Below are 26,177 nucleotides of genomic sequence, written 5' to 3' on the forward strand. Positions count from 1 at the left end.
AGGTTTTTGGTTAAAACCAAAAACCTAAATTAAAAAGCCATGTACTTTTATTAATATCTGGCGTCCAAGCATATTTTAATTCTATTGGACCAATAAAAGAATTATAACTATAACCTACAGCATAACCAGATTTAATATTTTTAAATAAATCGATATTTTTAAACACATTATCGTCTAAACGTGCATAATTAGCAATTACAGAAAAGTAATGTTTTGGTAAAAATTGATAACGCACATTAAATTCTGATTTCACAAAAGAATCATCACCTAAAGCTGCAAATTCATAACCATATAAAGAAACAAAATTGTTGATGTAATTTTGGTTATTTCCACCCAAGTAAAAATCAAAAACACCAGATTCTACTTGATCTAAAGAAAAACCAGCTTCTCCAGTATATTGGAAGGTAAATTTGTTCCAAAAAGAGGTTGCAAAACCTATTTTACCTTTTGCTTGGGCATATCTTTCGAAATTATCAGAAAAATCACTAGAAAATAAATACCACTTAAAGCCTAAATCTGCAAAAACACCTTTGGTTGGAAAGTATTTTTTATTGTAAGTATCTAATTTTAAATAGCCAGAAGTATTAAAATAAAAACTATCGTCAGAAATATTGCTGTTATTTATTGGTATTATATTTTCTGTTTTAGCCTCAATTCTTTTTACTTCTGCTCCAATACCAATTGCAAATCTTCTACCAAAAGTAGTTTGTAAAAAAACTTCGTTTGTAAAATCTGAGTATCTTAAATTAACACTGCTAATGTTTGGTGAAGATGGGTTATCATAAGGTACTTGAGAGCGAAAATGATTATATCTAGAACGAAAACCAAAACTGGTATAGAATCCATTATCTACAAAATAAGTAAAATTATACCTTAAATTGTCTCCCAGAATTAAATCTAGAGCAAGCATGTCATTTTTTGTTAAAACACCTTTGTGATTGTAGTTTGCTAAAATGCTAGATTTGTATAAATAATCATAGTGAAGTCCTATTCTTAAATTTGCATTTAAGTCACTTTCTTGTATTGAAAACGTTAATCTATTTCCGGTTTTTGTTGGCTCTACATAATATAAAATTCTTTCAAAGTTATTTGTTGATGATAAGTTTGCAATTTTTTCGACAATAACTTTATGAGAAATACTATCACCTTCTAAAATATTTAATTTTCCTAAAATAAAAGCTCTTGTATATTTTTCATTGCCAAATAATTTAATATCTGTTACTTTAAATTTTTTGCTTAAATCTTTTAAGTTTAGTTTTTTAGATTCTTCTTTTCTTTTTACTTTTTGTAATGCTGCTATTTTTTTAAAAGCTTCTGCATGTTCTGAAGCTACATCTTGTCCTTTTTGTAAAATTTCTTTACCAGATTCAAAATCTATTACTGTATAGTTTAATACATCTGGATGCATATAAATATCTACCAATTTTTTATCTTCTTCTAACTTACCATACATTTGGTAGCTAACAATTTGGTTTATAATATTTATTGCTGATCTTATTTTTCCTTTCTTATTTAACTTTCCTTGAACATCTACACCAATAATAAAATCCATTCCTTTGGCTTTCATTAATTTTACTGGAAAGTTATTGGCTACACCTCCATCAATTAATAATTTACCATCAATTTCTACAGGTGATAATAAGGTTGGAAAAGAACCACTTGCTCTTAAAGATAATGGTAAAGAGCCTTTTTGTAACACTACTGCTTCACCAGTTTCTATATCTGTTCCAATACAAAAAAACGGAATTTTAAAATTCGAAAAATTGGTAGTTCCATGAGATGGTGAAAGTACAGATGATAATAAGTTTAGTACATTTTGACCTTTAGATATTGCTGATGGCAGTCCTATTTTACCTTTGTAAACAGGCAATGTAATAAAATGTTTTTCTCCATATTCTTTTTCAAAAAAACTTTCAGATTCTCGTGAATTTATATCTTGAATTAGCGTGGAAAAATCCGTTTCTACAATTATTTCTTCAATTTGGTCTGCACTATAACCTATTGCGTACAAACCACCAACTATTGCGCCCATGCTTGTACCCCCAATATAATCTATTTGTAAACCCGCTTTTTCAATTTCTTTTAAAACTCCAATATGAGCAAACCCTTTTGCACCTCCACCACTTAAAACCAAACCAACTTTTGGTTGTTTTTGTTGAGAAAATAAGAGCAATGGAATACAAATTAAAATAGGAAGGAATATTTTTTTCATAGCTTTTTATTTACTTTTTCATTTTGATAAAAGGTATACACCTTCATAGCTCTAGAGTTTCCTATTTCTGCCTTTAATTCTTCAAAAGAAGCTTCTTTTACTCTTTTTGCCGATTTAAATTTACGTAATAAAGTTGTAATTGTTTGCTTTCCAATATCAGGAATTTGTTCTAACTCACTCTGTATAGCGCTTTTACTTCTTTTATTTCTGTGAAATGTAATACCAAATCTGTGTGCTTCGTTTCTTAAATATTGCGTAATCTTTAAGGTTTCAGACTTTTTATCTAAATACAAAGGTATTGGGTCTCCAGGATAATAAATTTCTTCTAAACGTTTTGCAATACCAATAATGGCTATTTTACCACGCAAACCTAATCTTTCCAAAGCTTTTAACCCAGATGATAATTGTCCTTTTCCACCATCTACAATTATTAGCTGTGGCAAAGGTTCGTCTTCTGCTAACAAACGTTTATATCGTCTATAAACAACTTCTTCCATAGAACCGAAATCATCTGGACCTACAACCGTTTTAATGTTATAGTGCCTATAATCTTTTTTACTTGGTTTACCATCTTTAAAAACAACACAGGCTGCAACAGGGTTTGTACCTTGAATGTTGGAATTATCAAAACACTCAATATGTCTTGGTTCTTCTTTTAAGCGTAAATCCTTTTTCATTTGTGCCATAATACGCTTTACATGTCTGTCTGGATCTACTATTTTTATTTGTTTGAATTGTTCTTGTCTGTAATATTTTGCATTTCTTTCAGAGAGTTCAACAATACGTTTTTTATCTCCTAATTTTGGTATAGTTACTTTTACTGTTTCACCTAAATTTACTTTAAAAGGCACATAAATTTCTGGTGATTGTGAATCAAAACGCTGTCTTATTTCTACAATAAATAGCTCTAATAATTCTTTGTCTGTTTCGTCTAACTTTTTCTTAATTTCAGTGGTATGAGATTGAATAATAGAACCGTTAGAAATCTTTAAAAAGTTTGCATAACCATGCGTTTCATCAGAAATGATAGAAAAAACATCTACGTTATTTATAGATGGATTTACAATGGTACTTTTTGCTTGGTAATTATTTAATCTGTCTAATTTTTCTTTTATTTTTTGTGCTTTTTCAAACTCCATATTCTCTGAAAAATCGAGCATCATTTTCTTGAAACGATCTAAACTTTCTTTGAAATTTCCTTTGATAATATTTCTAATTTCTACAATAGAATTGTCGTAATGAGTTTGTGTTTCTAAACCTTCACATGAACCTAAACAGTTGCCTAAATGATATTCTAAACAAACTTTATATTTGCCTTCATTAATTTTTTGTGCGCTTAAATCGTACTTACAAGTTCTAAGTGGGTATAATTCTTTTATTAAATCTAGTAATGTTTTAACGGTTCTTACAGATGTGTAAGGTCCAAAATATTCTGACCCATCTTTAATGACTCTTCTTGTTAAAAAAATTCGTGGAAAACGTTCATTTTTAATACACAACCAAGGGTATGTTTTATCATCTTTTAATAAAACATTATACTTGGGTTTGTATTTTTTAATTAAGTTATTTTCTAATAGTAAAGCATCAGTTTCTGTATTTACAACAATATGTTTTATGTGAACTATGTTTTTTACAAGGACGCGAGTTTTTCCATTCTCATGTTTTTTTGTGAAATAAGAAGTCACTCTTTTCTTTAAATTTTTTGCTTTACCCACATAGATGATCGTATCTTCTTTATCAAAATACTGATATACTCCTGGAGAAGTTGGTAAGGTTTTTAATTGCAATTCTAAAGATGACGACATAAAACGAAAATACAAGTTTTTAAATACATTCCATAGGAAAACACCTGTTATAATTTTTAGTTTTTTAAGTATTTATACCTGATTTTACATTTAAATTTAGGTATTGGTACTACTTTTAAGTCTAAATTATATATTTTTAGACTTTAACCAAAACTAAATTTATTAACTAAACTTAAAAAAATGATTAAAACAAACAAAATCAGTTTAAAAACTGCTAAAAAATGGGCAAAAGAGTGGAGAGATGACGAGGCTTCATATAATAAATACTTTGAGTGTAGAGCTTTCACAATTCCTTTAAATGATTTAAAAGAAGTAATTGGTGAAGGAGCTGTTGCTGCACGTGCTTATTTAGGTGTTGAAAAGACAAAAGTAGAAGGAGAAAATGTTTTTATAGAGAAATTAATGTTTGTTGGTGTTGATAAAAACGGAAAAGACATGATAACGCTTTCTAAAAATGATGCAGAAGTATTAGACCCAGATGGTGGTGATATTTATGACGCAACAGTACCTTGTCCTGAAGTTTGTGATGTTGATAGCCCTTTGAATGGATAATTCTCAGCAAATAGAGTTAATTAAAAATATTGCAATTATTGGTAATATTCTTTTAGCGTTAAATACATTATTATTTTTTAAAAGCTATCGCAAAAAAACGATAGCTTTTAAAATTATTTCATTTTATCTAATTTATGTTTTAGGCATTCAACTTATAATGTACTATTTAGGTTATTTTAAAAAACCAAATAAAGAATTCACACATTATTATTTTGTAGGTCAATTTATATTTTTAAGCTTCTTTTTTTTAAAACAGTTTAAAAATAAATTCCTCACCAACTTTATTAAGGCATGTTTAGTTATAACTATCTTAATTTTAATATCTTACTACTATTATTTCCCAGAAATTTATTTTGAACATAACCTTATTGAGGTTATACTTACTTCAATCCCTTTGATTATTTATTGCTTTATTTTCTTTGTAAAAAAAATAGATGCTAAAAATAAAGAGTTTATTTATTTTGTCTCTGGATTGTTTATTTATTTACTTTGTAGTACCCTACTTTTTTCAGCAGGAAATCTAAAATCTGGTATCAAATTAACTATTTGGTTGTCTAATGCTGTTTTGTATATTTTTTATCAACTTTTAATTACTTTAGAATGGTATAAAAACTTTAAGAAACCTAAAGTTTAATATAATTTTTCGAGATCTTATTGTTAATGTAAGGTACCTCTTTTTAATACTTATTACTATTTTATAATTTATTATACATTCGAAAATATAGGCCCCAAAGAAGTAAAATTACATGTTTTACAAATAAATTCTATTTTTTTAAAATAACTGTTTTTTATAGAATGTTTCAACAACTTTAGAAGCATAAAATGATTAACTAAATCTAACATATTTATCAGTTCACAAAAACCACGTATTAATACCCGTTTTTTTGTAAATGCTTTAAAAACAATAAATAATCTGCTATCTTCACTGTAAAATTATTTTTCCGTAAATTCGTTTTATCTTATTAAAACCTCTAATGGAAGAATTCTTTGCTAAAGAAAATCAAGTGATAACTATAGTTTTAATAGGTGTTCTTTTGCTCCTTTTAATGGGGGTTGCGCTTTTATTATTTTTCTTCTTCTCTAGAAAAAAAATAGTAGAAAAAGAATTGGAGAAAAAAAGCTTAGAGCTTAATCATCAAAAAGAGATGATAAAATCTATAATCGTTACTCAAGAAGATGAGCGCAAACGTATTGCACAAGATTTGCACGACGATATTAGCTCTAAACTAAACGTTATCAACTTAAATGCCAATCTTTTAAAAGATGGAGAATTAAGACCCGAAGAGTATTCAACAATTAATGATACCATTTTAGAAGCCACAGATAAAACATTGGAAAGTGCCAGAAAAATAGCACATAATCTGTTACCTCCAATTTTAGAAAAATTTGGCTTAAAAGATGCCATAGAAGAATTGGCAGATTCTTTTAATAATAGTAAAAAGATTAATATAAAATATAATTTAGAATACTCAAAAGCGTATTTAACACCACAAAAAGAGTTGCATTTATTTAGAATTGTTCAAGAGTTAATTAACAATTCTGTACGTCATGGAAAAGCAAAAAATAGCATATTAAATATAAACTGTACACCAAAAAATTTACTCTTTTCTTATGCTGACGATGGTTGTGGTTTTGATGTTAAAAGCCAAAACCATCAAAAAGGACTAGGAATGAAAAACATAGAAAGCAGAGTTGCAATTTTAAAAGGTAATTATGCTATTGAAACTGCCTTAAATAAGGGTTTTAAAATAAAAATAACCATCGTAAATTCCCCCAAATGAAAAAAATAAATATTGCCATTGCAGATGATGAACAGTTATTTAGAAAAGGTATTCGTTTTCTTTTAGAAAGAGAAGTCAATTTTAACGTCATATTTGAGGCAGAAAACGGACAAGAACTTATCGATTTTGTAACAAATACAGAAGAATTTCCTGATGTTATTTTAATGGATTTAAAAATGCCAGAAGTAAATGGTGTAGAAGCCACAAAAGTTATTCATAAAACACATCCAAACATTAAAATAATAGCACTAACAAGTTATGGTGGTAAATCTTTTATTACCAACATGATAGATGTTGGTGCCTCTTCTTACCTACTAAAAAACACAAGCCCTAAAATGGTAATTCGTACTGTTAATGAGGTGTATGAAAAAGGATTTTATTATGATGAAAAAGTTTTAAAAATTATTCATGAAAACATTATATCATCTAGTGGAAAACGTATTAAAAGCGATTTAGATAAAAAACTACTTTCTAACAGAGAAATAGATGTTTTAGAGCTTATTTGCGAACAATATACTACTTCAGAAATTGCAGAAAAATTATTTATTAGTCCAAGAACTGTAGAAGGTCATAGAAATAACTTACTTTTAAAAACACAATCTAAAAATGTTGCAGGTTTAGTTATTTATGGCATTCAAAAAAAACTCATAGAAATTACTCCAGATTTTAATCTCTAACTAACCATTCTTACATTCACTGGGTATAAATACTTGTTAAATTCGTATTTATGCCCTTTTTCCTTTTTAAGAATATACCCTCTTAAATAACTAATAAGTTAAGAATACATTTGGAAAGTATAAAAGTATACAAACTAAACTTATTAACTTAAAAATTTATTTATTATGGAACCATTTATTGGCCAAATTATGGCATTTGTAGGAAACTTTACTATTAGAGGCTGGGCAAAATGTGACGGACAATTAATGTCTATTGCACAAAATACAGCTCTTTTTTCTATTATAGGAACCACTTATGGTGGAGATGGAAGAACCACTTTTGCATTACCAGATTTAAGAGGTAGAGTACCTATGCACTATGGTAATGGTAATGGATTAACTCCTAGAGTTTTGGGAGCTAGAGGCGGTCAAGAATACCACAATTTATCACTTTCAGAAATGCCCTCTCATAACCACACTACTATTAATAATGCTGCACAAGACCAGCACATTCTATTAAGTACAGAAAATGGTGTAAATGAAACTCCACAAGCTGGTGACGTACCAGCTATAGGTAATTATCCTGATGGGTTAACTGTCGAAAAAACAAAGAATTTTGGTCCAGCAACACCAGGCAGTACAATAAACGGACAAACCATTAGTGGAAATGCAGGACTTACCATTGGTAATAACGGTGGAAGTCAAGCTCATAATAATATGCAACCGTTTGAAACTGTAAACTATTTAATTGCTTTACAAGGCATCTTTCCTTCAAGAAATTAATACTTTACAAAAAGAGAAAGCAAAAAAAAACAGGTATAAATACTCTTTTTTATACTTTCTCTTTTTTTCATCTTTATTATTAAACTCATAACCAAGTTATATTATGAAAAAAATTACTTTTTTATTAATTCTATTAATCGCCCAGACATCCATTTCACAGACCTTTAATTGGGAAACAGCTACTGATAATGGCACTAATGTTACAGAAACTTTAGGTGGTATTACTGCTACTGTTACAACTTCTAATAATGATGCTCAGTTAGCTAATGGTGGAGGTTTTGATGGCTCTTCTGGAAATGTCGTTTTTACACAAAATTCAGATAATAGTGCTTCTATGACTATTACATTTAGTACAGCAGTAAATGTTTTAAGTATTTTCAAGTTTATAGCAGATGCTGATGGTGGAGGTGAATCTAATATAGTATTTACACCTACTGGAGGTAGTAACTCAATAGTTACAGAAGGTATTACTCAATCTGCAGGTGAGGTTGTAACTCTTAATTGGACCAATATTACAGTTATTAATATTACTTTAAGTGGTGGTGGTACAGAAAGCTTTGGTATAGATGATATTGTTTTAGGTATTGCAGTAACAGCACCAACAGTTACAACAACTGCAGCAAGTTCTGTTGTAAATACCTCTGCAACACTAGCAGGAAATATTACAGCAGATGGTGGAGATGCAATAACAGATAGAGGTATCGTATATTCAATTACAAGCGAAAATGCAAACCCAACAATTGGAGGAGCAAACGTTATACAAGATACAAACGGAACAGGAACAGGAGTATTTTCAGAATCTATTACAGGTTTAGCAGCCGGTACTCAATATTCTTTTAATGCTTATGCTATAAACGGACAAGGAACAAGTTATGGTACTGTTGCTACTTTTACAACAACAGGAAAAGGTTGGTTGGGTATAAATTCTAATTGGGCAGATGCTAGTAATTGGAGTCCAAATACAATTCCTATTCTAACAGATAATTTGGTTATTCCTAATACTACAATTCTACCTGTAATAAATTCTGGCACCAATGCAGTTGCTAATGATATTACTATAGAAACCTCTTCTTCATTAACAATAAACACAGGAGGTTCTTTAACTATAGAGGGCAACTTATCTCAAAATGGAACGTTTACTATAAATTCTGATGCAACTTCTAATGGTTCTTTTATTTTAAAAGGAACACAATCTGGAGTAGGAAATGTAGATTATCATAGGTTTTTAACTACATCAGGAATAAGTACACAAGGGTGGCACTTGGTAGCCTCTCCTGTAGATGGTAAAAATATCAACGATTTTTTTGGTGATGTAGCTACAAACGGAACAAAACGTGGTATTGCTCCTTACATAAATACAAATGCTGCTACCTTTAAATGGAACTATTATCTTAATACAGATACTCCTGGTTTCTTCACAAATGCCAAAGGATATACTTTAAAAAAATCAATTGCGGGTACTTTAAATTTCAGCGGTTCTGTAAACACAAACAATGCAGGGGTTTCGATTCAAGTAGATGCTACTGGAGATCAATTTAATGCCATTGGTAATCCTTATCCCTCTTATATTAATAGTGGAACATTTTTAGATAACGTACCTGGTACTAGATTAACAGAAAAAACGATATGGCTTTGGGACACAGAGGCTAATGGCGGAGTAGGAGAATACATTACAAAAAATAGTGCAACAGCTTATAAAGTAGCTCCAGGTCAAGGCTTTTTTGTAAAAGCATTAAATACAGGTAATGTTACTTTTACAGAAGCTATGCAAACTCATGTGGGTGGAGATACATTTTTAAAACAAGAACCACGACCAGAAATTACACTTTCTATAACTGATGGTATAAGTGTAAAAAACACAGAAATTTTTTATATCAAAAATAAAACTACAGGTTTTGATGATGGTTATGACAGTTCTATGTTTAGTGGTGTTGCAAATCCATTTGCTGTGTATACCCAATTAGTTACCAATAGTAAAGGTGAAAATCTTGCTATACAAACACTTCCAAACGTAGATTACAATAGTATGATTGTACCTGTTGGTATAAATGCATCAAAAGGAAAAGAAATTACTTTTTCTTTACATGCTAATAATTTTCCTGATGGTTTAAAAATTTTTATAGAAGACAAAGAGAATAATACTTTTACAAGAATAGATGAATCAAATAGTAATTACAAAATTACATTAAATACTACTCAAAACGGAATTGGAAGATTCTATTTACATACTACAAGTGCTGCTTTAAGTGTAGATACAAGTGTAAATTTAAATAATGTAAGTGTTTATAAAATAAACAGTAATACAATAAGAATTAATGGTTTATATAAAGAAAAAGCTAAAATTTCTATATTTTCTATTTTAGGAAAACAGGTGTTAAGCACTTCTTTCAAATCTTCTGGAATAAATGATGTTCAATTACCAAATTTATCTAAAGGAGTTTACTTGGTTAAACTTATAACAGAAAAAGGGGAGTTGACACAAAAAATAATTTTAGAATAATAGCGATAATTTTAAGACAAAACATCATGAAAAAACAAGATAAAAACACTCAAGAAATTACTCGTAAGCAAGCAATTAAAAAAATAGGGAATTATGGTAAATATGCTGCTTTAACAGCATTGGGAACCTATCTAATTTTAAACCCACAAAAAGCACAAGCACAAAGTCCTGAGGCTCCAGGAACAGGGTTTTAAAAAGGAAATTATATATTTTTTGAAAATATTAAGTTACTAAAACCGATACTTTTTGTATCGGTTTTTTTTAGTTTTTCATTTTTGAAAAATCAATTAAAAATTCAGACTTGGTATTGTCTATAATCTTCCAATTATAAATTGCTGAGAGTTGGTATATTTTAGAAAGCTCTTCTAACAACCTTCCTTTTGCTTTCTTTTTTAAGCTGGTAAGTTCAATTGCTTGTTTGATTTTCTCAACACTTTTTTTGTTTATTGTGTTCAATTCTCTTTTAGAAAATGTATTAAAACTACTTTGTTGTAAATCAAAATATTTTATATCTGGAGAAATTACAACTTCTTCATTAGGAATTTTATTGATGTAAATTTTCTTTTCCAAACTATCTATTTGTATCTCAAGTTTCGATAAATCATATCCAACTTCAACCTTCGCATTTACAGTTACGATAGCTTTTTTATCAAATGAAAGATAGTTGTAAAAATATTTTTTAGAATCGGAATAATTATAAACTTCAGAAAAATTTCCACTAGCAACAACCAATTTGCTCAAGTTTTTAACTGAATTTACAACTACCTGTACCTCTTCCTTTTTGTGATTTTCGATTTTTGATTCATACCAAAATTTCGCAATAAGAAAACCTAGTAAAAAAACAGCAATGTATTTTAAAAAGCGCATACGTTTTTTATAATTCTAAAGTTAAGAAAATTATATAACAATTAAAAAAAACAATAACCAATTTACTTACCTAGTAAATAGTTTATGATAGTTGTTATTTCAAAAAAAATTAAGCTTTAATACTTTTTTCTTCTTTAGGGAAAGCTTGCTTATTAAAAATAAAAAGTAACACAACACCTATGGTAATATAAGCATCTGCAGGATTGAAAATATACTGAAAAAACGTAAAATGGTCTCCTCCTTTAAAAGGAATCCATTCTGGTAAAACTCCTTGCCAAATAGGAAAGTAAAACATATCTACTACTTTACCATGAAATAAAGTTCCATAAGGTTCTGCTGCAAATAAGGTTGCTACTTTATGGTAAGAATCGTCGAAAATTACTCCGTAAAAAACAGAATCAATTATATTGCCAATAGCACCTGCTAAAATTAGTGCGATTGCCACAACTACTGCATTATTAACAACTCGTTTTATAGTACCTTTTAACCAATATATAATGGCACCTACAGCTACAATTCTAAATAAAGTTAAAAAAAGTTTACCAGCTTTACCACCAAACTCAATACCCATTGCCATTCCATTATTTTCGGTAAAATGGATTCTAAACCATTCGAAAACAACAACTTCTTCATTTAATGCAAAATGTGTTTTTACATAAATTTTTATAACCTGATCTAAGATTATAGCGATTAAAACCGTAAGTATTGCCAGTGTCTTTTTTGACATTTTTAATTGAATTTGTGCTTGCAAAAATAACAATATTATTGTGTTATTTTAGTAGTTAACACAATATTCGCTTTTTTTGAGTTTACGTTAAAATTTATCAAGTTTTTTGCCCCTCGCTTTTTATATTTTTCGAAGTAATTTTTATCGTTTATTGTAAGGTTTCCTGTATCAGAAACAAGGTTGATATTGGTGTTTTTTAAATTGGCAGAAACTGTACCAGAATACAATTTTATATTTGTATTTGCTTGAACTGTATTTAGCTTTAGAACGCCGTTTTCTATAAAAATATCTAATTCTGAAGCTAAACTTTTAGATTCTATATAAATATCTTCACCAAAAACAACTACTTTTTTATGGTTTGGAATTTTAATTATTGCACGAGCTCTTTGCAATCTTTTTGTTATAAATTTTCTGAAAATTATTTCTTTTTCTAATACCTCTGGAATATTAAATTTTATTTGAAGTGTATTAAACTTCTCTTTGTGAACAATGTGTTGTTTGTTAGAATTTTCTGCAACTAAATAAACTTCTACGAAATCAGAATTAGAGTTTTCTATCACAAAATCATCTAAACCTGTTGTATAAATTTCTATTCTATTAGAAGTAGCTTGAAACTTTTCAATTACTTCTTTTTGAGCGCATAAAATTGATGAAATTGATAAAAACAAAAGTAAAAAATTACTTTTCATAAGAAATACGTCTTGTTAGTTGACAATTATTTTTTTCTTTATTGTTTCATTTTCTGTTTCTATTTGAACAATATAAACCGTTTTTGGCAAATTACTAACAGAAATAGTATTTTGCGAAACTAAACTTTCTTCAAACAATAATTTACCAATTAAATTGTAAATTTTTATTGTTTTTTTTCCTGAAGGAAGTTCTGAAAAATGAATTTTATCATCAGCATAATACAATTTAAAGCTTGATAAAGTATTATTTTCCACACCTAAAACTTCAGTAGTAGTATGTAAATAAAACCTACCTAAACCGTTAATTGGTTTGTCACTTGTAAATTTATATGTTGTTTTTGCATCATTCATCAATGTAAAAACACCTAATTTTTTATCTTCTAAATATATATTTTTTCCTTTTTCTATATTTTTTGATGAAATATAAATAGCGTACTCTTTATTAGCTTCTGCAATAATTCCAATAGGTATTATTGTGGAGTATTCTTCAGGAATTGATTGTATTGCCAAATTCAATTCTTTTTCATTCGAAACTAACGAAGTATAAACTTCAAAGTTACTAGATAGTCCTGAGTAAATAGTACTATCGTAACCATTATCAAACCCTTTAGTAGCCTGTTTTAAATAATAAATAGTGCTATGCTTTTTATTTGTTTTACTACTTAAAAAAATATTTATTGTTGGTTTTAATGGTTGCTTTTGAAAAGCTGTTGTGTTTTGATGCTGTTGCATTTCTTTCGTGAAAGAAATTAAATTGCTGCCTGTTTTAGATTTTAAAAAAAATGCTTGACCTGGAGCTATAAATCGTGAATTTGATATATGATTATAAGGTACGTAAGAATTTCCATTCCAAAACCAAGCAGTCAATTCTTCTAAAGCAGCAACATTTGTATCTAAAAAATTATGAGTGGCATCTGCATTAGCATTTAATGGTATATATGAAGCGTAAACATTACCAACTAAATTAAAGGAATTAGCTGTTCCGTTAGAAATTACTTTTGTAGTATCGTTTGTGAGTAGGTTTCCTTCGAAAGCCAAGTTTCCTGAAGTTGTTCTTAGTGTGGAATATCCTTCAGCTTTGTTAAAAGTGGCTGATTCACCTGCCAACATATAATACCAACTACCTGAATTATTATTATATTTTGCAATTCCTCTTTGGTTTGTGTTTTCGCTACCTGATGCAATTGAATTTGCTAAAATCCAATCATTATCATACACTTGATTAATTACTGGAGAACTTATCAAATGCCAGTTTGTGCCCACAAATCTGTTGTAAACAATATTTCCTGATGAATTTCCCTCTACAATTAAACTACCAGAATTTGCTAAAGTGGAGTTGATTGTAAGTGTACCATTATTGGTTAAATTTTCTGATAGGCTTAATGAACTTGCAGCGTTTATTGTTAAAGATGCATCTTTTTCAATAGAAAGGTTTGCTACTGTAATTGCTGCATTTATTGCTGGTTTAAAGGTGGTATTTGGTATTTTAACGTCCATAGAAGCTGTTGGTACACCATGAGACCAATTGCCTAACTTTACCCAGTCTGAGTCATTTTCTGCACCTGTCCAAGTTGTTAAAACGTTTCCTGTAAACTTTCCTGTAAAGAGACCTCTACCAAAAGTTGATGCTAAAACTGTATTGTCTGAAGTTCTTAAACTAAAAGAAGTTACAGTTGCATCAGACATTCCGTTATAAGATTGTTCCCAATTTGGCGAAGCATCTCTAAAATTGTTTGTATTCCAAACGCCTAATTCTGAACCTATAATTACTTCATCATTATTTAATGGATTCATTAAAATACATCTTACATTTATGTCGGGAAAATTACCTTCTTTAGTGCTCCAGTTGATACCTCCATCTGTAGTAAACCAAATACTTTCTACCCCAAAATTGTAAAAAGTAACCATAATTTCATCTTCAGTAGCACCAAATTCAATAGAGGAAATATTTCCTAAAAAAGAACTTGATGAAATATCTGTAAATGTTGGTGTGGCTGTATTTGCATTGTCTATTTTAATTACTTTACCAGCTCTTGTTCCTACAAAAACTTTTGAGGAAGTTGTTGTATAAGGTGATACTTTTATGGCTGAAATATTACTTATAAGAGGATTTGTTATATTAAATCTTACAGGTGAATTAGTAGTAATATCTGTAAAACGAGCTAAATGAGTATTCCCATTTGAGTATAAAATATCTAAATTTTCATCTAAAGCTCTTGCATTGAAAAAATTTCCTGTATTACTGTCTGATGCTATTGTAACTACTGTGCCTGTATAAGGCAAATCGTAACGATAAATATTGTTGTATAATTTAGATACAATCATATAAACTCCATCTTTATCGATAAAACAATGACCTCCATCACCTGTTAAAGGTATTGTTGCAGAATTAATACTACTTGTTGCTTCGTTAAAAAATAAAACTCCATTATCTTGTGTTCCTCCAACAATATATTCTGGACTTGTAGTTTGACTAATGGCAGCGTTATAGAACTGCGTTGTATTGTAGTCTTTTGTTCTTTCTTCTATTGCTGTTGAGCTATTTGTGGCTGCTGATAGTGAAGATGCATAAAAAACACCTCCGTCATTTCCTATGACTGCTATATTAGAATTTGTAGGATGAAATGCCCAACTATGCTGATCTGGATGAACGTACGAAACCGTTATTGCAGGTAAAGTACCAGATATTGTATTTTTTGATAATTGCTCCCAAGAAGTTCCACTGTTTGCTGTTCTGAATAAATTTATACCTCCAACATAAACAATTGCATCGTTATTAGGATCTACTTCTATAACTAAATCATAAAAAGCTTGTCCTCTTGTAAAATCGTCTGCTGATATATTTGAAGTAGCATCATTTGGAAGTGAAATTGGTGTTGGAGTTGTAGCAAAATCATCTGTAGTTTTTAAAATAGATAAAAAAGGTGAAATTTCATTATTAGAACCATCAACCGTATAAACTTCGCCTAAAACGTAAACACTATTTGCATTTGATTTTGAAACTGCTATTTCTGTTCTTCTTCCATTTGGAATTGTATGTTTTAATATAAATGAAGCTCCATCTGTACTACTGTAAATTTGTCCTCCTCCATCTCCAAAAACATTTCTAGTTGTAGACATCCAAAGTGTATTGTTAACATCTAATTCAAAATCATTAGGTGCAACACTATTTCCATTTACATCTAACGTTATTTTTGTCCAATTTGCTCCTTCATCAGTAGATTTATAAATACCATAACTATCTTTTCCAACATTTGTATTTATTGGATTTGAACTGTAAAAACTTGCACCAATGGCAGCAAAAACTTCAGAATCATTTGTTGTGGCTGTATTACCATCTTTATCTCTAACAATAATATCTGTCATAAAGTAAGTTCCTGGTACTTCTATAGATCCAGATACAGTAGTTGTTCCTCTTATGTTATAAATATTATTCCAAGTTGCACCACCATCTGAAGACTTCCAGATTCCATTCCCTAAAGCATGTTGAGGCTGATATAATTCGCCTGTACCCAAATACATTATTTGAGAATTATTAGGGTCTACAGCCATACAAGTAACCGAAAGATTTTCTTCTATACCTACATTTGTCCAAGATGAATTTACATCTGTTATATCATCATTTACCCATAACCCTCCAGAAACTCCACCTGCGAAAACCCTTTTGTGTGTAGGATCATTTGGATCAAACATAACTACTCTTGTTCTTCCACCAACATTATTTGGACCTCTTTCTGTCCATTGATTATCTATAGCGTCTCCAGGAGATCTTCTTTGTAGCTTTCTTTGTTTTTTTAAATCTTGTTGTACTTTGTATATATTCTCTGGATGAGTTCTTCCTGTATGAGGATTTATTTGCAGTAAATACAACTGCTCTAAATATTTGTTGGGTGGTATTCCAAAATCTAATCTTTCTTGTTTAGAAAGTTTTAAATTATTTTGTAGTGGGTGGTTTTTTACAAATTTTTGATGTTTTGCTTTAATTGATGCATTGGTTTCTTTTTCATATTGATTTTTAAAAATTAATATGCCAATAAAAATGATGACAATAAATACAAAACTCTTTTTCATAATATCAAAAATAAGATAATTATCTCATTTCTAATTAAATGAAAAATCTTTTAATACTAGAATAAGATTTCTAATATTAAAAGATTTTTAAAAAGATATAATTATGTAATTATTGCTTACGCTTTGCTTCAATACTTAACGTTGCGTGAGGTACTAATTTTAAACGTTCTTTTTGAATTAATTTTCCAGTAGCTCTACAAATACCATAGGTTCCGTTTTCTATACGTAACAAAGCATTTTTAAGATCTCTTATGAATTTTTCTTGTCTGATAGCCAATTGTACATTAGCTTCTTTACTCATTACTTCAGAACCTTCATCAAAAGATTTAAAGTTAGACAAAGTATCATCTGTACCATTATTTGCATCATTTTTATAAGATGCTTCTAGCAATGCTAAATCTTCTTTTGCTCTTGCTATTTTTTTATTGATAATTTCTTTAAACTCTTGTAAATCTTCATCCGAATATTTTAATTTAACATCTGGCATAATCTTACATTTTTTCTATTAATATTCTACTTTTTATGGTATCGAATTCAATTTCTGTACCGTTATTTAATTCGTTTACAAAAACCAAATCTTCGGTTAATGTTTCACTCATGATGTACTGTTTATTATCGTTTATAGACTGTTGTAGGTTTTCGAAATTTAATACCGTTAATTTAATTTTATCAGTAACTTCTAAACCAGTGTCTTTACGTGCATTTTGAATTCTGTTTACCAATTCTCTAGCTACACCTTCTTTATGCAACTCGTCTGTAATGGTAACATCTAAAGCAACTGTTAAACCGCCTTCATTTGCAACAAGCCAACCTTCTATATCTTTTGATGATATTTCTACATCTGCGAGTTCCAAAGTAATATTTTTTCCATTAACTTGTATAGAAATGTTTTTATCTTTCTCTATTTTGTTAATATCTTCTTGTGTAAATTTTTGAACTTCTGCCGCAACAAATCTCATTTCTTTACCAAATTTTGGTCCTAAAGCTTTAAAATTAGGTTTAATTTGTTTGATTAAAATATCTGATGCATCTTCTAAAATTTGAACTTCTTTAATATTTACTTCGTGCTTAATTAAATCGGCAACTGCTAAAATTTCTTCCTTTTGCTGATTACTATCAACAGGAATCATAATTTTTTGTAACGGTTGACGCACTTTTATTTTTTCTTTTGCTCTTAATGATAACACTAAAGAAGAAATGGTTTGTGCATTTTCCATTTTACGCTCTAAATATTTGTTTACGAAGCTTTTATCAAATTTTGGAAAATCTGATAAATGGATACTTTCTGAAGTTTCTTTACCTGTTACAGAATTTAAGTCTTGGTACAATTTATCCATAAAAAATGGAGCAATTGGAGCACTTAATTTTGCAATAGTAACCATACATGTGTATAAAGTTTGATATGCAGAAATTTTATCTGTTTGATAATCGCCTTTCCAAAAACGTCTTCTACTTAAACGAACATACCAATTACTTAAATAATCTTGCGTAAAGTCGCTTATTGCTCTTGCAGCTCTTGTTGGCTCATATTCAGCATAAAATTTATCAACTTTAGCTATTAAAGTATGTAATTCTGATAAGATCCACCTGTCTAGTTCAGGTCTTTTTTCTAAAGCAATATCTTCTTCGCTGTAAGAAAAACCATCAATATTTGTATATAATGAGAAGAAAGAATATGTATTGTAAAGTGTTCCAAAAAACTTACGTTTTACCTCTTCAATTCCTTCTAAATCGAATTTTAAATTATCCCAAGGATTTGCATTTGAAATCATGTACCAACGAGTGGCATCTGCTCCATAAGTTGACAATGTTGTAAACGGATCTGTTGCATTTCCTAAACGCTTAGACATTTTATGTCCATTTTTGTCTAGCACCAAACCATTAGAAACTACATTTTTATAAGCAACAGAATCAAATACCATGGTTGCAATTGCATGCAATGTGTAAAACCAACCTCTTGTTTGATCTACACCTTCTGCAATAAAATCTGCTGGAAAAGATTTGTTTCCATCAATTTTATTCTTATTTTCAAACGGATAATGCCATTGTGCATAAGGCATAGAACCAGAATCGAACCAAACATCAATTAAATCGCTTTCGCGTTTCATTGGTTTTCCTGAAGCTGAAATTAACACAATATCATCAACAATATTCTTGTGTAAATCTATTTTTGCATAGTTTTCTTCGGAATTGTTATCCACTTCAAAATCTTCAAAAATATCTTTTGCTAAAACTCCAGCTTCCACAGCTTTCGTCATTTCTTCTTTTAATTCTTTTACAGAACCAATACAAATTTCTTCTTTACCATCTTCTGTTCTCCAAATTGGTAATGGAATTCCCCAATATCTAGATCGTGATAAATTCCAGTCGTTTGCATTCGCCAACCAGTTTCCAAAACGTCCAGTTCCTGTAGATTCTGGCTTCCAGTTGATGGTTTTGTTCAACTCATGCATTCTGTCTTTTACATCTGTAACTTTTATAAACCAAGAATCTAATGGATAATATAAAATTGGCTTGTCTGTACGCCAACAATTTGGGTAACTGTGCTTGTATTTTTCTACTTTAAAAGCCTTATTTTCGTTCTTTAGTTTTAAACCTAAACGTTCATCAACAGATAAATATTCTTTCTGATTTTTTAAAACGTCCGTTAATTTTTCTTGTTGAATTTTTAATTCTGTTTCAAAATCGGCTTCATTTAAATATTCTGATTTTACATATTCACCAGCAAAACCGTAAATATCATCTTTTACTTCTTTTCTGAACCTACCTTGTAAATCTACTAACGGAACTAAATTACCATTTTCGTCTTTGACCAACATTGGTGGAATTTCTGGAACTGCTTGTTTGGCAACCAAAGCATCATCTGCTCCAAATGTTGGTGCTGTGTGTACAATTCCTGTTCCATCTTCTGTAGTAACGAAATCTCCAGATATGATTCTAAAAGCATCTTGAGAATTGTCGTTTGGCAATACATAATCTAATAATTGCTCGTATTTAATACCTACTAAATCTTTACCAATAAATTCTTTAACAATGTAGAAAGGTATTTTTTTATCAGCTTTTTTAAAGCTTTCTAACGCTGTTTTATCTTCTACTTGAACAAACTTTTTGTCAAATTGTTTAGATACCAGTTTTTTAGCCAAAATAACTTTTGTTGGTTCAAATGTGTATTGGTTAAAAGTTTCAACTAAAACGTAGTCAATTTTTGGACCAACCGTTAATGCTGTGTTACTTGGCAACGTCCAAGGTGTTGTTGTCCAAGCTATGAAATGAACAGTTCCTTCATTTTGTAAAAAATCTGGAAGTGTATTTTCTATCGCCTTAAATTGTGCAACAACTGTAGTATCTGTAACGTCTTGATACGTTCCTGGTTGATTTAATTCGTGAGAACTTAAACCTGTACCTGCCTTTGGTGAATATGGCTGAATTGTATAGCCTTTGTAAATTAAATTTTTATTGTAAATCTGTTTTAATAACCACCAAACAGATTCCATATATTTTGGTTCATAAGTAATATATGGATTGTCCATATCTACCCAATAACCCATTTTTTGGGTTAAATCGTTCCAAATATCTGTATAACGCATTACTGCTTTTCTACAAGCTGCATTGTAATCTTCTACTGAAATTTTGGTTCCAATATCTTCTTTGGTGATTCCTAATTCTTTTTCTACCCCCAATTCAATTGGTAAACCATGTGTATCCCAACCAGCTTTACGCTTTACTTGGTAACCTTTCATGGTTTTGTAACGTGGAAAAATATCTTTGATAGCACGCGCTAATACATGGTGCACTCCTGGAAGACCGTTTGCTGAAGGTGGACCTTCAAAAAACACGTAAGGTTCTGCACCTTCTCTTGTAGTGACACTTTTTTCAAAAATGTTATTTTCTTCCCAATAATTTAGAATTTCTTCTGCTACTTTTGGTAAATCAAGACCTTTATATTCAGGAAATTTCATCTGTATTTTTTTATTTTTTATTTATTTGTCAGATGTAAACTTGAATTTTTATGAAGATTATTTTGAATATGTAATCTATTAAAAATTAAAGTTTTCGCTTTCATTTTATCTTTTTTCTGATAAGATTGCAAAATTAGGGATTTTATTGTAATTCTTAGTTTTATGACATAAAAAAAAGAGTCTTTTAATAAAGACTCTTTTTTATGTTTCAAGTAAATTAATTGTTACATTTTTACAATTACAAATTCTGTTCTTCTGTTTGCTTGATGCTGATCGTTAGTACATTTTACACGATTTGTATGGTTATCATTATCCACACAATTATTTACTAATCTTGTTTCTCCAAAGCCTTTTCCTGAAATTCTATCAGCATTTATGCCTTTTTCTACAATGTAAGCTACTGAAGATTGTGCTCTTCTGTCTGATAAAGCTTCATTGTAACTTGCTTTTCCTCTTGCATCTGTATGTGAACTAGATCTAATAACCAATTTTGGATATTTTTTCATGATACTTACAATTTGATTTAATTCTATTGCAGCATCTGGTCTAATATTCGATTTGTTATAATCAAAATAAATTGGTTCTATTTTTATTATTAGTTCTCCTCTTTCATTATAAGCAAAATCTGATATAATGTCTAATGCAAAGTCTAAATCAAGCTCTAACTCTTTATTTTCTGTGGTAACAAAAGAAGCTGTATCTGGTTTATAGTATTCTTTTGTAGCATTTAAAGTGTATTGTTGATTGCATGGTAATGTAAAAGTAAATGTTGCGTTTGCATCTGCAAAAACCTCTTTAACCACAATACCTTTTGCATCTTTTAAAACTAATTTTGCTCCGGGCAATAAGCGTTGAAGTTTTTTGTCTTTTACAACTCCAGAAACTACCTGCATGCATGGTGGTTTTACTTCGATTACTTCTGGTTTTGCTAATTCTACAACCGCATAAATATCATCATCTCCAACTCCACCTTCTCTATTCGAAGATAAATAACCTGTTCTATCTATAGGATTTATTGAAAATGCAAAATCGTCTAAAGGAGAGTTTATTGGTGCTTTTAAGTTTACAGGTGTTTTGTATTCTCCTTTTTCTTTTTTAGTTGCAAAAACATCTAATGCTCCTATTCCGAAATGCCCATCTGAAGAAAAATACAATACATCTTCATCTGAAATGAAAGGAAACATTTCTCTACCTTCTGTATTTACAGTTGGACCTAAGTTTTGAATAGCTCCGAAAGTACCATCAGTATTAATAGTTGTTACGTAAATATCTGTTGCTCCTATACCTCCTGGCATATCTGAAGTAAAATATAGTTTTGTACCGTCTTTACTAACTGATGGATGACCTATCGAATACTCATCACTATTAAAAGGAAGCTCCACTATATTTGTCCATTCGTTATAAACCCACTCAGCACGTAATATTTTTAAATTATTATAACCATCTGAATCTGTTTTGTAATTGCCTTTTACATAATTATTTCTTGTAAAATACATTGTTTGTCTGTCTGGAGAAAACGCAACTGAAGATTCATGATATTTAGAGTTAATTTCGTCTGTAAACATAGGTTTTACATTCGAATTTGCACTTGCTGTTGAGCTGATTTTGTCTTTTATAACCTTGTAAATATCTAGAAAGTTTTTGTTATTTCTTGTATGGTTTCTTTTTACAAATACGTTATTTTTTCTTGGAGAAGAGAAAATAATTGTGTTTCCATAATCTGTTACTCCAAAATCTGAATTAACAGTATTAATACTTCTTAAATTGGTTACAGTATAATTTGGTTTGCCATTTGTAAGTTCGTTTAATGTTGCTTCAGGATTGGTAAAATTAATTCCTCTTGAATCATTTTTGTTTTCTTGATGAAACTTTTTCATCCAAGTATCTGATTCGTCAAAATTTCCTGTTGCTCTTAAAGTTTGTGCGTATCTAAAAATATGTTCTGCATTCTGATTCGGATATTTGTTAAACAACTGCTCATATGCATTTGATGCTTCTTGCATTTTTACATTAAAGTAGTAGCTATCTCCAAGTCTTCTTAAAACATGTTCTGTTGGATTTTGCTTTGCTAATTTTTTATAAGCTACAGCTGCTGAAGCATAGGATAAATTTTCAAAATAGGTGTCTGCTTTCTTAGTTTCTTTAGTTTGCCCAAGTATGGTTAAAGAACTGAATAAAAGTACGATTGTAATTTGTATTGTTTTTTTCATAATTGTATTGTTAAAACTAGAAGAATCTTGGTGATTTAATTTTATTTCTGTCAAAATCGAAATTAAATAGTACAAAAATTTCATGAGAACCAGAATTGAAGTTACCTAGATTTGTTAACGTATAATCATAAGCATAACCTATTCTTAAACTTCTTGAGGCTCTAACATTTATTAATGCGGAAACAGATTCATCTAACCTGTAAGAAAGACCAAATTCTAATTTATCGTATAATAAAACATTTCCAGAAAAATCTATTGATAACGGTGATCCTTCTGCTGCTTTTATCATTGTTGATGGTTTTAATTTTACATCATTTGATAAATCGAATACATAACCAGATGTAAAGAAAAAATGTTTAGTTTCAGATGCTCTTGTAGTTTGAGATCCATCAAAATGAAATGTTTTTAACATATTTGGTATCGATAAACCTGCATAAAATTTATCTGTATAATAAAATGCTCCTGCACCAATATTTGGCATTACTTTATTTGCATTTTGATTTACAAAGGCTTGGTCTCCTCCATTTACGGTATTTAAACATGGCAAACAAATATTAAAAAACGTGAAACCTGCTTTTAAACCTAATGCTAATTTTGCATTTTCGCCAACTTTAAGAGTATATGAGAAATCACCATAAACATTCTGTTCTTCCACAGGACCTATCTCGTCCACAATAACTGATAAACCTAAACCAACATTTTTACCTACTGGTGAATTTATACCCATTGTTAATGTTCTTGGTGCACCATCAATATCTACCCATTGCGATCTACCCAATAAGTTTATACTCATGGCATCATATGACCCAGCATAAGCTGGGTTTATGATGTTCATATTATACATATATTGTGTATACTGTGGGTCTTGTTGCGCTTTTGCAGAAACAGTAAATAATACAACTGCAATTATTACTATAAGTTTTTTCATTTTTATTGCCTTTATCTTTTTTATCTGTTTAAATATACCCAACCCGTAATTGGTTTTCTTGATCCATCGTTAAAGTATATGATGTAATAGTAAGTTCCAACTGGTACTGGTTTACTATCATTTAGAGTTAATCTTCCTGTTGAATAACCATTCCACCAATCTGGACTTGTTTTACCTCTATTTTCATAATCATATACTTGATTACCCCATCTGTTATAAATTTCTAACTTAAAGTTAGGATATTTTGATAACGCTGGAATTACAAATGTATCATTTACACCATCATCGTTTGGAGAAAATGCATCTGGAACTAAATCACAGTTGGTTATGTCTAAATGGTCAGGAATATTGTCTCCATCACAATCTAACATAAATTCGTCTTTAGTTAAAACTCCATCTCCATCATCATCTGTATCTTGGAAATCTCTTTTACCATCTCCATCTGTATCTATAACAAGATAGTTAAGGATTCCACTGTCTTTAGATGTTTCTAAATTATCAAATAAACCATTATCTCCTGAACCAACATCTGAACCATCAATTACTCCATCTCCATCTGCATCTGGTGCTCCTGAACCTGATTCTTCAAGGTCTGTCATACCATCTCCATCTGAATCTGTATCTAAATGATCAGGGATACCATCTCCATCTGTATCTAAACTATTGTCTCCTCCATTTTCGATTACATCTGGAATACCATCATTATCGTCATCTAAATCTACAGAATCTGGAACTCCGTCTCCATCTGAGTCTTTATCATCTAAATAATCTGGAATACCATCTAAATCATCATCGTCATTTGTTGGATCTCCATCATTATTTGCATCTTCATCTTTGGTATCAATTCCATCTCCATCATCATCTGTATCTAAATAGTTTGGTGTACCATCGCCATCAGAATCGTCATTTGTTGGATCGCCATCTGACACTACAACGTCTTCATCTTCTGTTGCAACTCCATCTCCATCATCATCTGTATCTAAATAGTTTGGAATACCATCTCCATCTGTATCGTCATTTGTTGGATCGCCATCTGACACTACAACGTCTTCATCTTCTGTTGCAACKCCATCTCCATCATCATCAGTATCTAAATAGTTTGGTGTACCATCGCCATCTGTATCGTCATTTGTTGGATCGCCATCTGATACTACAACGTCTTCATCTTCTGTTGCAACTCCATCTCCATCATCATCTGTATCTAAATAGTTTGGAATACCATCTCCATCTGTATCGTCATTTGTTGGATCGCCATCTGAAACTACAACATCTTCATCTTCTGTTGCAACTCCATCTCCATCATCATCTGTATCTAAATAGTTTGGAATACCATCGTTATCTGAATCATCATCTCTAGGATCACCATTAGCATTTACAACGTCTTCATCTTCTGTTGCAACTCCATCTCCATCATCATCTGTATCTTGGAAATCTGGAATACCATCGTTATCTGTATCTATTGGAGTGTAATCTAAGACACCACTTTCTGGTGTATCTTCTACTCCATCAAATAAACCGTTGGCTCCTGATCCTGTATCTGAACCATCAATAACTCCATCACTATCTTGATCTAATGCTCCACTTCCTGACTCGATAACGTCATTCACACCATCACCATCTGAATCTAAGTCTAAATGATCTGGAATACCGTCATTATCTGTATCTCTTAATGGATCTCCATTTTGTTCAACTAAATCTGGAATACCATCATTATCATCATCTAAATCTACTAAGTCTGGAATACCATCACCATCATTATCTCCTCTTACTGTGATGACTACAGTTGCTGTTTTACATACTGCAGGATTTACTGCTGAATTACAAACTGTATAATCTACAGTTACTGTTTGACCATCTTCTCCTGCTATTGGAATGTAAGTCATTTCACCTGTTAAAGGATTGAAACTTATTAAACCTTGAGCTGTTCCAGTACCAGCGTTTGTAATTGTAGTATTAGTTCCTGGTAAGAAATCGTCATTTGCTAATACATTTACTACACCTGGTGTTTCTACAGTAACAAGTAATGTATCATCAGAAACTGTTGGTGTAAATGGATTTGGATCAGTAACATCTGGATTACCATCGTTATCATCATCTGGATCTGTGACATCTGGAATGCCATCTTTGTCATTATCTGACTGAACTGTAATGGTAACTGTTGCAGTTTTACATACTGCAGGATTTACTGCTGTATTACAAACTGTATAATCTACGGTTACTGTTGTTCCTTCTTCTCCAGCTGCTGGTGTGTACGTCATTTCTCCTGTTAATGGATCAAATGTTACAACTCCTGTAGCTGTTCCTGTTCCTGCATCTACTATTGTAGTATTTGGACCTGGTAAATAATCATCATTTGTTAAGATATTTATTGTTCCTGGAACTCCTTCTACAACCGTTAATACATCATCTGCCACTGTTGGGTCTAGTGGGTTTGGAT

At 30.3% G+C, this 26,177-nt stretch carries 17 protein-coding genes; 6 read left to right on the top strand and 11 right to left on the bottom strand.

Annotated elements, in window-relative coordinates:
* Positions 1-10: 10 nt before the first annotated feature.
* Positions 11-2,212: a patatin-like phospholipase family protein gene (locus tag FDT66_RS03120; RefSeq protein ID WP_138534678.1), complete on the bottom strand. Its 2,202-nt coding sequence runs from the start codon at positions 2,210-2,212 to the stop codon at positions 11-13.
* On the bottom strand, positions 2,209-4,017 hold the full coding sequence (uvrC, locus tag FDT66_RS03125; RefSeq protein WP_138534679.1) for an excinuclease ABC subunit UvrC: 1,809 nt from the start codon (positions 4,015-4,017) through the stop codon (positions 2,209-2,211). The genes FDT66_RS03120 and uvrC overlap by 4 nt, the downstream gene beginning before the upstream one ends.
* Before the next feature lie 180 nt (positions 4,018-4,197).
* Between uvrC and FDT66_RS03130 the strand changes: the two genes are divergently transcribed.
* The 6 genes from FDT66_RS03130 (at position 4,198) to FDT66_RS13985 (ending at position 10,483) form a co-directional block, all read left to right on the top strand.
* Entirely contained in the window at positions 4,198-4,569 is a 372-nt protein-coding gene (locus FDT66_RS03130) for a hypothetical protein (protein WP_138534680.1), read from the top strand.
* Between the two features lie 974 nt (positions 4,570-5,543).
* Positions 5,544-6,350, top strand: a complete 807-nt coding sequence (locus FDT66_RS03135; protein ID WP_138534681.1) for a sensor histidine kinase — start codon at positions 5,544-5,546, stop codon at positions 6,348-6,350.
* Complete coding sequence (locus FDT66_RS03140) at positions 6,347-7,027, top strand: response regulator transcription factor (protein ID WP_138534682.1); 681 nt, start codon at positions 6,347-6,349, stop codon at positions 7,025-7,027. The genes FDT66_RS03135 and FDT66_RS03140 overlap by 4 nt, the downstream gene beginning before the upstream one ends.
* A gap of 165 nt (positions 7,028-7,192) precedes the next feature.
* Complete coding sequence (locus tag FDT66_RS03145; protein WP_171032300.1) at positions 7,193-7,789, top strand: phage tail protein; 597 nt, start codon at positions 7,193-7,195, stop codon at positions 7,787-7,789.
* Between the two features lie 103 nt (positions 7,790-7,892).
* Positions 7,893-10,289: a T9SS type A sorting domain-containing protein gene (locus FDT66_RS03150; protein WP_138534684.1), complete on the top strand. Its 2,397-nt coding sequence runs from the start codon at positions 7,893-7,895 to the stop codon at positions 10,287-10,289.
* 26 nt (positions 10,290-10,315) lie between these two features.
* On the top strand, positions 10,316-10,483 hold the full coding sequence (locus FDT66_RS13985) for a hypothetical protein (RefSeq protein WP_171032301.1): 168 nt from the start codon (positions 10,316-10,318) through the stop codon (positions 10,481-10,483).
* A gap of 67 nt (positions 10,484-10,550) precedes the next feature.
* Here the strand turns inward: FDT66_RS13985 and FDT66_RS03155 are convergent, their stop codons facing one another.
* The 9 genes from FDT66_RS03155 to FDT66_RS14145 all read right to left on the bottom strand — a co-directional run.
* Positions 10,551-11,156 carry a DUF4230 domain-containing protein gene (locus FDT66_RS03155; protein WP_138534685.1) on the bottom strand — a complete coding sequence of 202 codons (606 nt, stop codon included), beginning with the start codon at positions 11,154-11,156 and terminating at the stop codon, positions 10,551-10,553.
* A 109-nt stretch (positions 11,157-11,265) separates the two neighbouring features.
* Positions 11,266-11,883 (bottom strand): lipoprotein signal peptidase, encoded by a 618-nt coding sequence (locus tag FDT66_RS03160; protein ID WP_138534686.1) that lies wholly within the window; start codon positions 11,881-11,883, stop codon positions 11,266-11,268.
* Positions 11,884-11,918: 35 nt separating this feature from the next.
* Positions 11,919-12,572, bottom strand: a complete 654-nt coding sequence (locus FDT66_RS03165; protein ID WP_138534687.1) for a hypothetical protein — start codon at positions 12,570-12,572, stop codon at positions 11,919-11,921.
* Positions 12,573-12,587: 15 nt separating this feature from the next.
* Entirely contained in the window at positions 12,588-16,643 is a 4,056-nt protein-coding gene (locus FDT66_RS03170) for a T9SS type A sorting domain-containing protein (protein WP_138534688.1), read from the bottom strand.
* Between the two features lie 109 nt (positions 16,644-16,752).
* Entirely contained in the window at positions 16,753-17,130 is a 378-nt protein-coding gene (locus tag FDT66_RS03175; protein WP_138534689.1) for a TraR/DksA family transcriptional regulator, read from the bottom strand.
* 4 nt (positions 17,131-17,134) lie between these two features.
* On the bottom strand, positions 17,135-20,608 hold the full coding sequence (ileS, locus tag FDT66_RS03180; RefSeq protein ID WP_138534690.1) for an isoleucine--tRNA ligase: 3,474 nt from the start codon (positions 20,606-20,608) through the stop codon (positions 17,135-17,137).
* 218 nt (positions 20,609-20,826) lie between these two features.
* Positions 20,827-22,812: an OmpA family protein gene (locus FDT66_RS03185; RefSeq protein ID WP_246034736.1), complete on the bottom strand. Its 1,986-nt coding sequence runs from the start codon at positions 22,810-22,812 to the stop codon at positions 20,827-20,829.
* Between the two features lie 16 nt (positions 22,813-22,828).
* Positions 22,829-23,740 (bottom strand): PorP/SprF family type IX secretion system membrane protein, encoded by a 912-nt coding sequence (locus FDT66_RS03190; RefSeq protein WP_138534691.1) that lies wholly within the window; start codon positions 23,738-23,740, stop codon positions 22,829-22,831.
* A gap of 20 nt (positions 23,741-23,760) precedes the next feature.
* The coding region (locus FDT66_RS14145) for a gliding motility-associated C-terminal domain-containing protein (protein WP_246034738.1) at positions 23,761-26,177 on the bottom strand (2,417 nt) is incomplete at its 5' end.

The organism is Polaribacter aestuariivivens (assembly GCF_005885675.1).
In the GTDB taxonomy this organism is placed as follows: domain Bacteria; phylum Bacteroidota; class Bacteroidia; order Flavobacteriales; family Flavobacteriaceae; genus Polaribacter; species Polaribacter aestuariivivens.

What these genes read in the sequence shown, in the direction of transcription:
- FDT66_RS03150 (WP_138534684.1), top strand. Translation starts at nt 7,893, where the DNA reads ATGAAAAAAATTACTTTTTTATTAATTCTATTAATCGCCCAGACATCC.
- FDT66_RS03170 (WP_138534688.1), bottom strand. Translation starts at nt 16,643, where the DNA reads ATGAAAAAGAGTTTTGTATTTATTGTCATCATTTTTATTGGCATATTA.
- FDT66_RS03165 (WP_138534687.1), bottom strand. Translation starts at nt 12,572, where the DNA reads ATGAAAAGTAATTTTTTACTTTTGTTTTTATCAATTTCATCAATTTTA.
- FDT66_RS13985 (WP_171032301.1), top strand. Translation starts at nt 10,316, where the DNA reads ATGAAAAAACAAGATAAAAACACTCAAGAAATTACTCGTAAGCAAGCA.
- FDT66_RS03155 (WP_138534685.1), bottom strand. Translation starts at nt 11,156, where the DNA reads ATGCGCTTTTTAAAATACATTGCTGTTTTTTTACTAGGTTTTCTTATT.
- FDT66_RS03140 (WP_138534682.1), top strand. Translation starts at nt 6,347, where the DNA reads ATGAAAAAAATAAATATTGCCATTGCAGATGATGAACAGTTATTTAGA.
- FDT66_RS03190 (WP_138534691.1), bottom strand. Translation starts at nt 23,740, where the DNA reads ATGAAAAAACTTATAGTAATAATTGCAGTTGTATTATTTACTGTTTCT.
- FDT66_RS03130 (WP_138534680.1), top strand. Translation starts at nt 4,198, where the DNA reads ATGATTAAAACAAACAAAATCAGTTTAAAAACTGCTAAAAAATGGGCA.
- FDT66_RS03160 (WP_138534686.1), bottom strand. Translation starts at nt 11,883, where the DNA reads ATGTCAAAAAAGACACTGGCAATACTTACGGTTTTAATCGCTATAATC.
- FDT66_RS03120 (WP_138534678.1), bottom strand. Translation starts at nt 2,212, where the DNA reads ATGAAAAAAATATTCCTTCCTATTTTAATTTGTATTCCATTGCTCTTA.
- FDT66_RS03145 (WP_171032300.1), top strand. Translation starts at nt 7,193, where the DNA reads ATGGAACCATTTATTGGCCAAATTATGGCATTTGTAGGAAACTTTACT.
- FDT66_RS03135 (WP_138534681.1), top strand. Translation starts at nt 5,544, where the DNA reads ATGGAAGAATTCTTTGCTAAAGAAAATCAAGTGATAACTATAGTTTTA.
- FDT66_RS03185 (WP_246034736.1), bottom strand. Translation starts at nt 22,812, where the DNA reads ATGAAAAAAACAATACAAATTACAATCGTACTTTTATTCAGTTCTTTA.
- FDT66_RS03175 (WP_138534689.1), bottom strand. Translation starts at nt 17,130, where the DNA reads ATGCCAGATGTTAAATTAAAATATTCGGATGAAGATTTACAAGAGTTT.
- uvrC (WP_138534679.1), bottom strand. Translation starts at nt 4,017, where the DNA reads ATGTCGTCATCTTTAGAATTGCAATTAAAAACCTTACCAACTTCTCCA.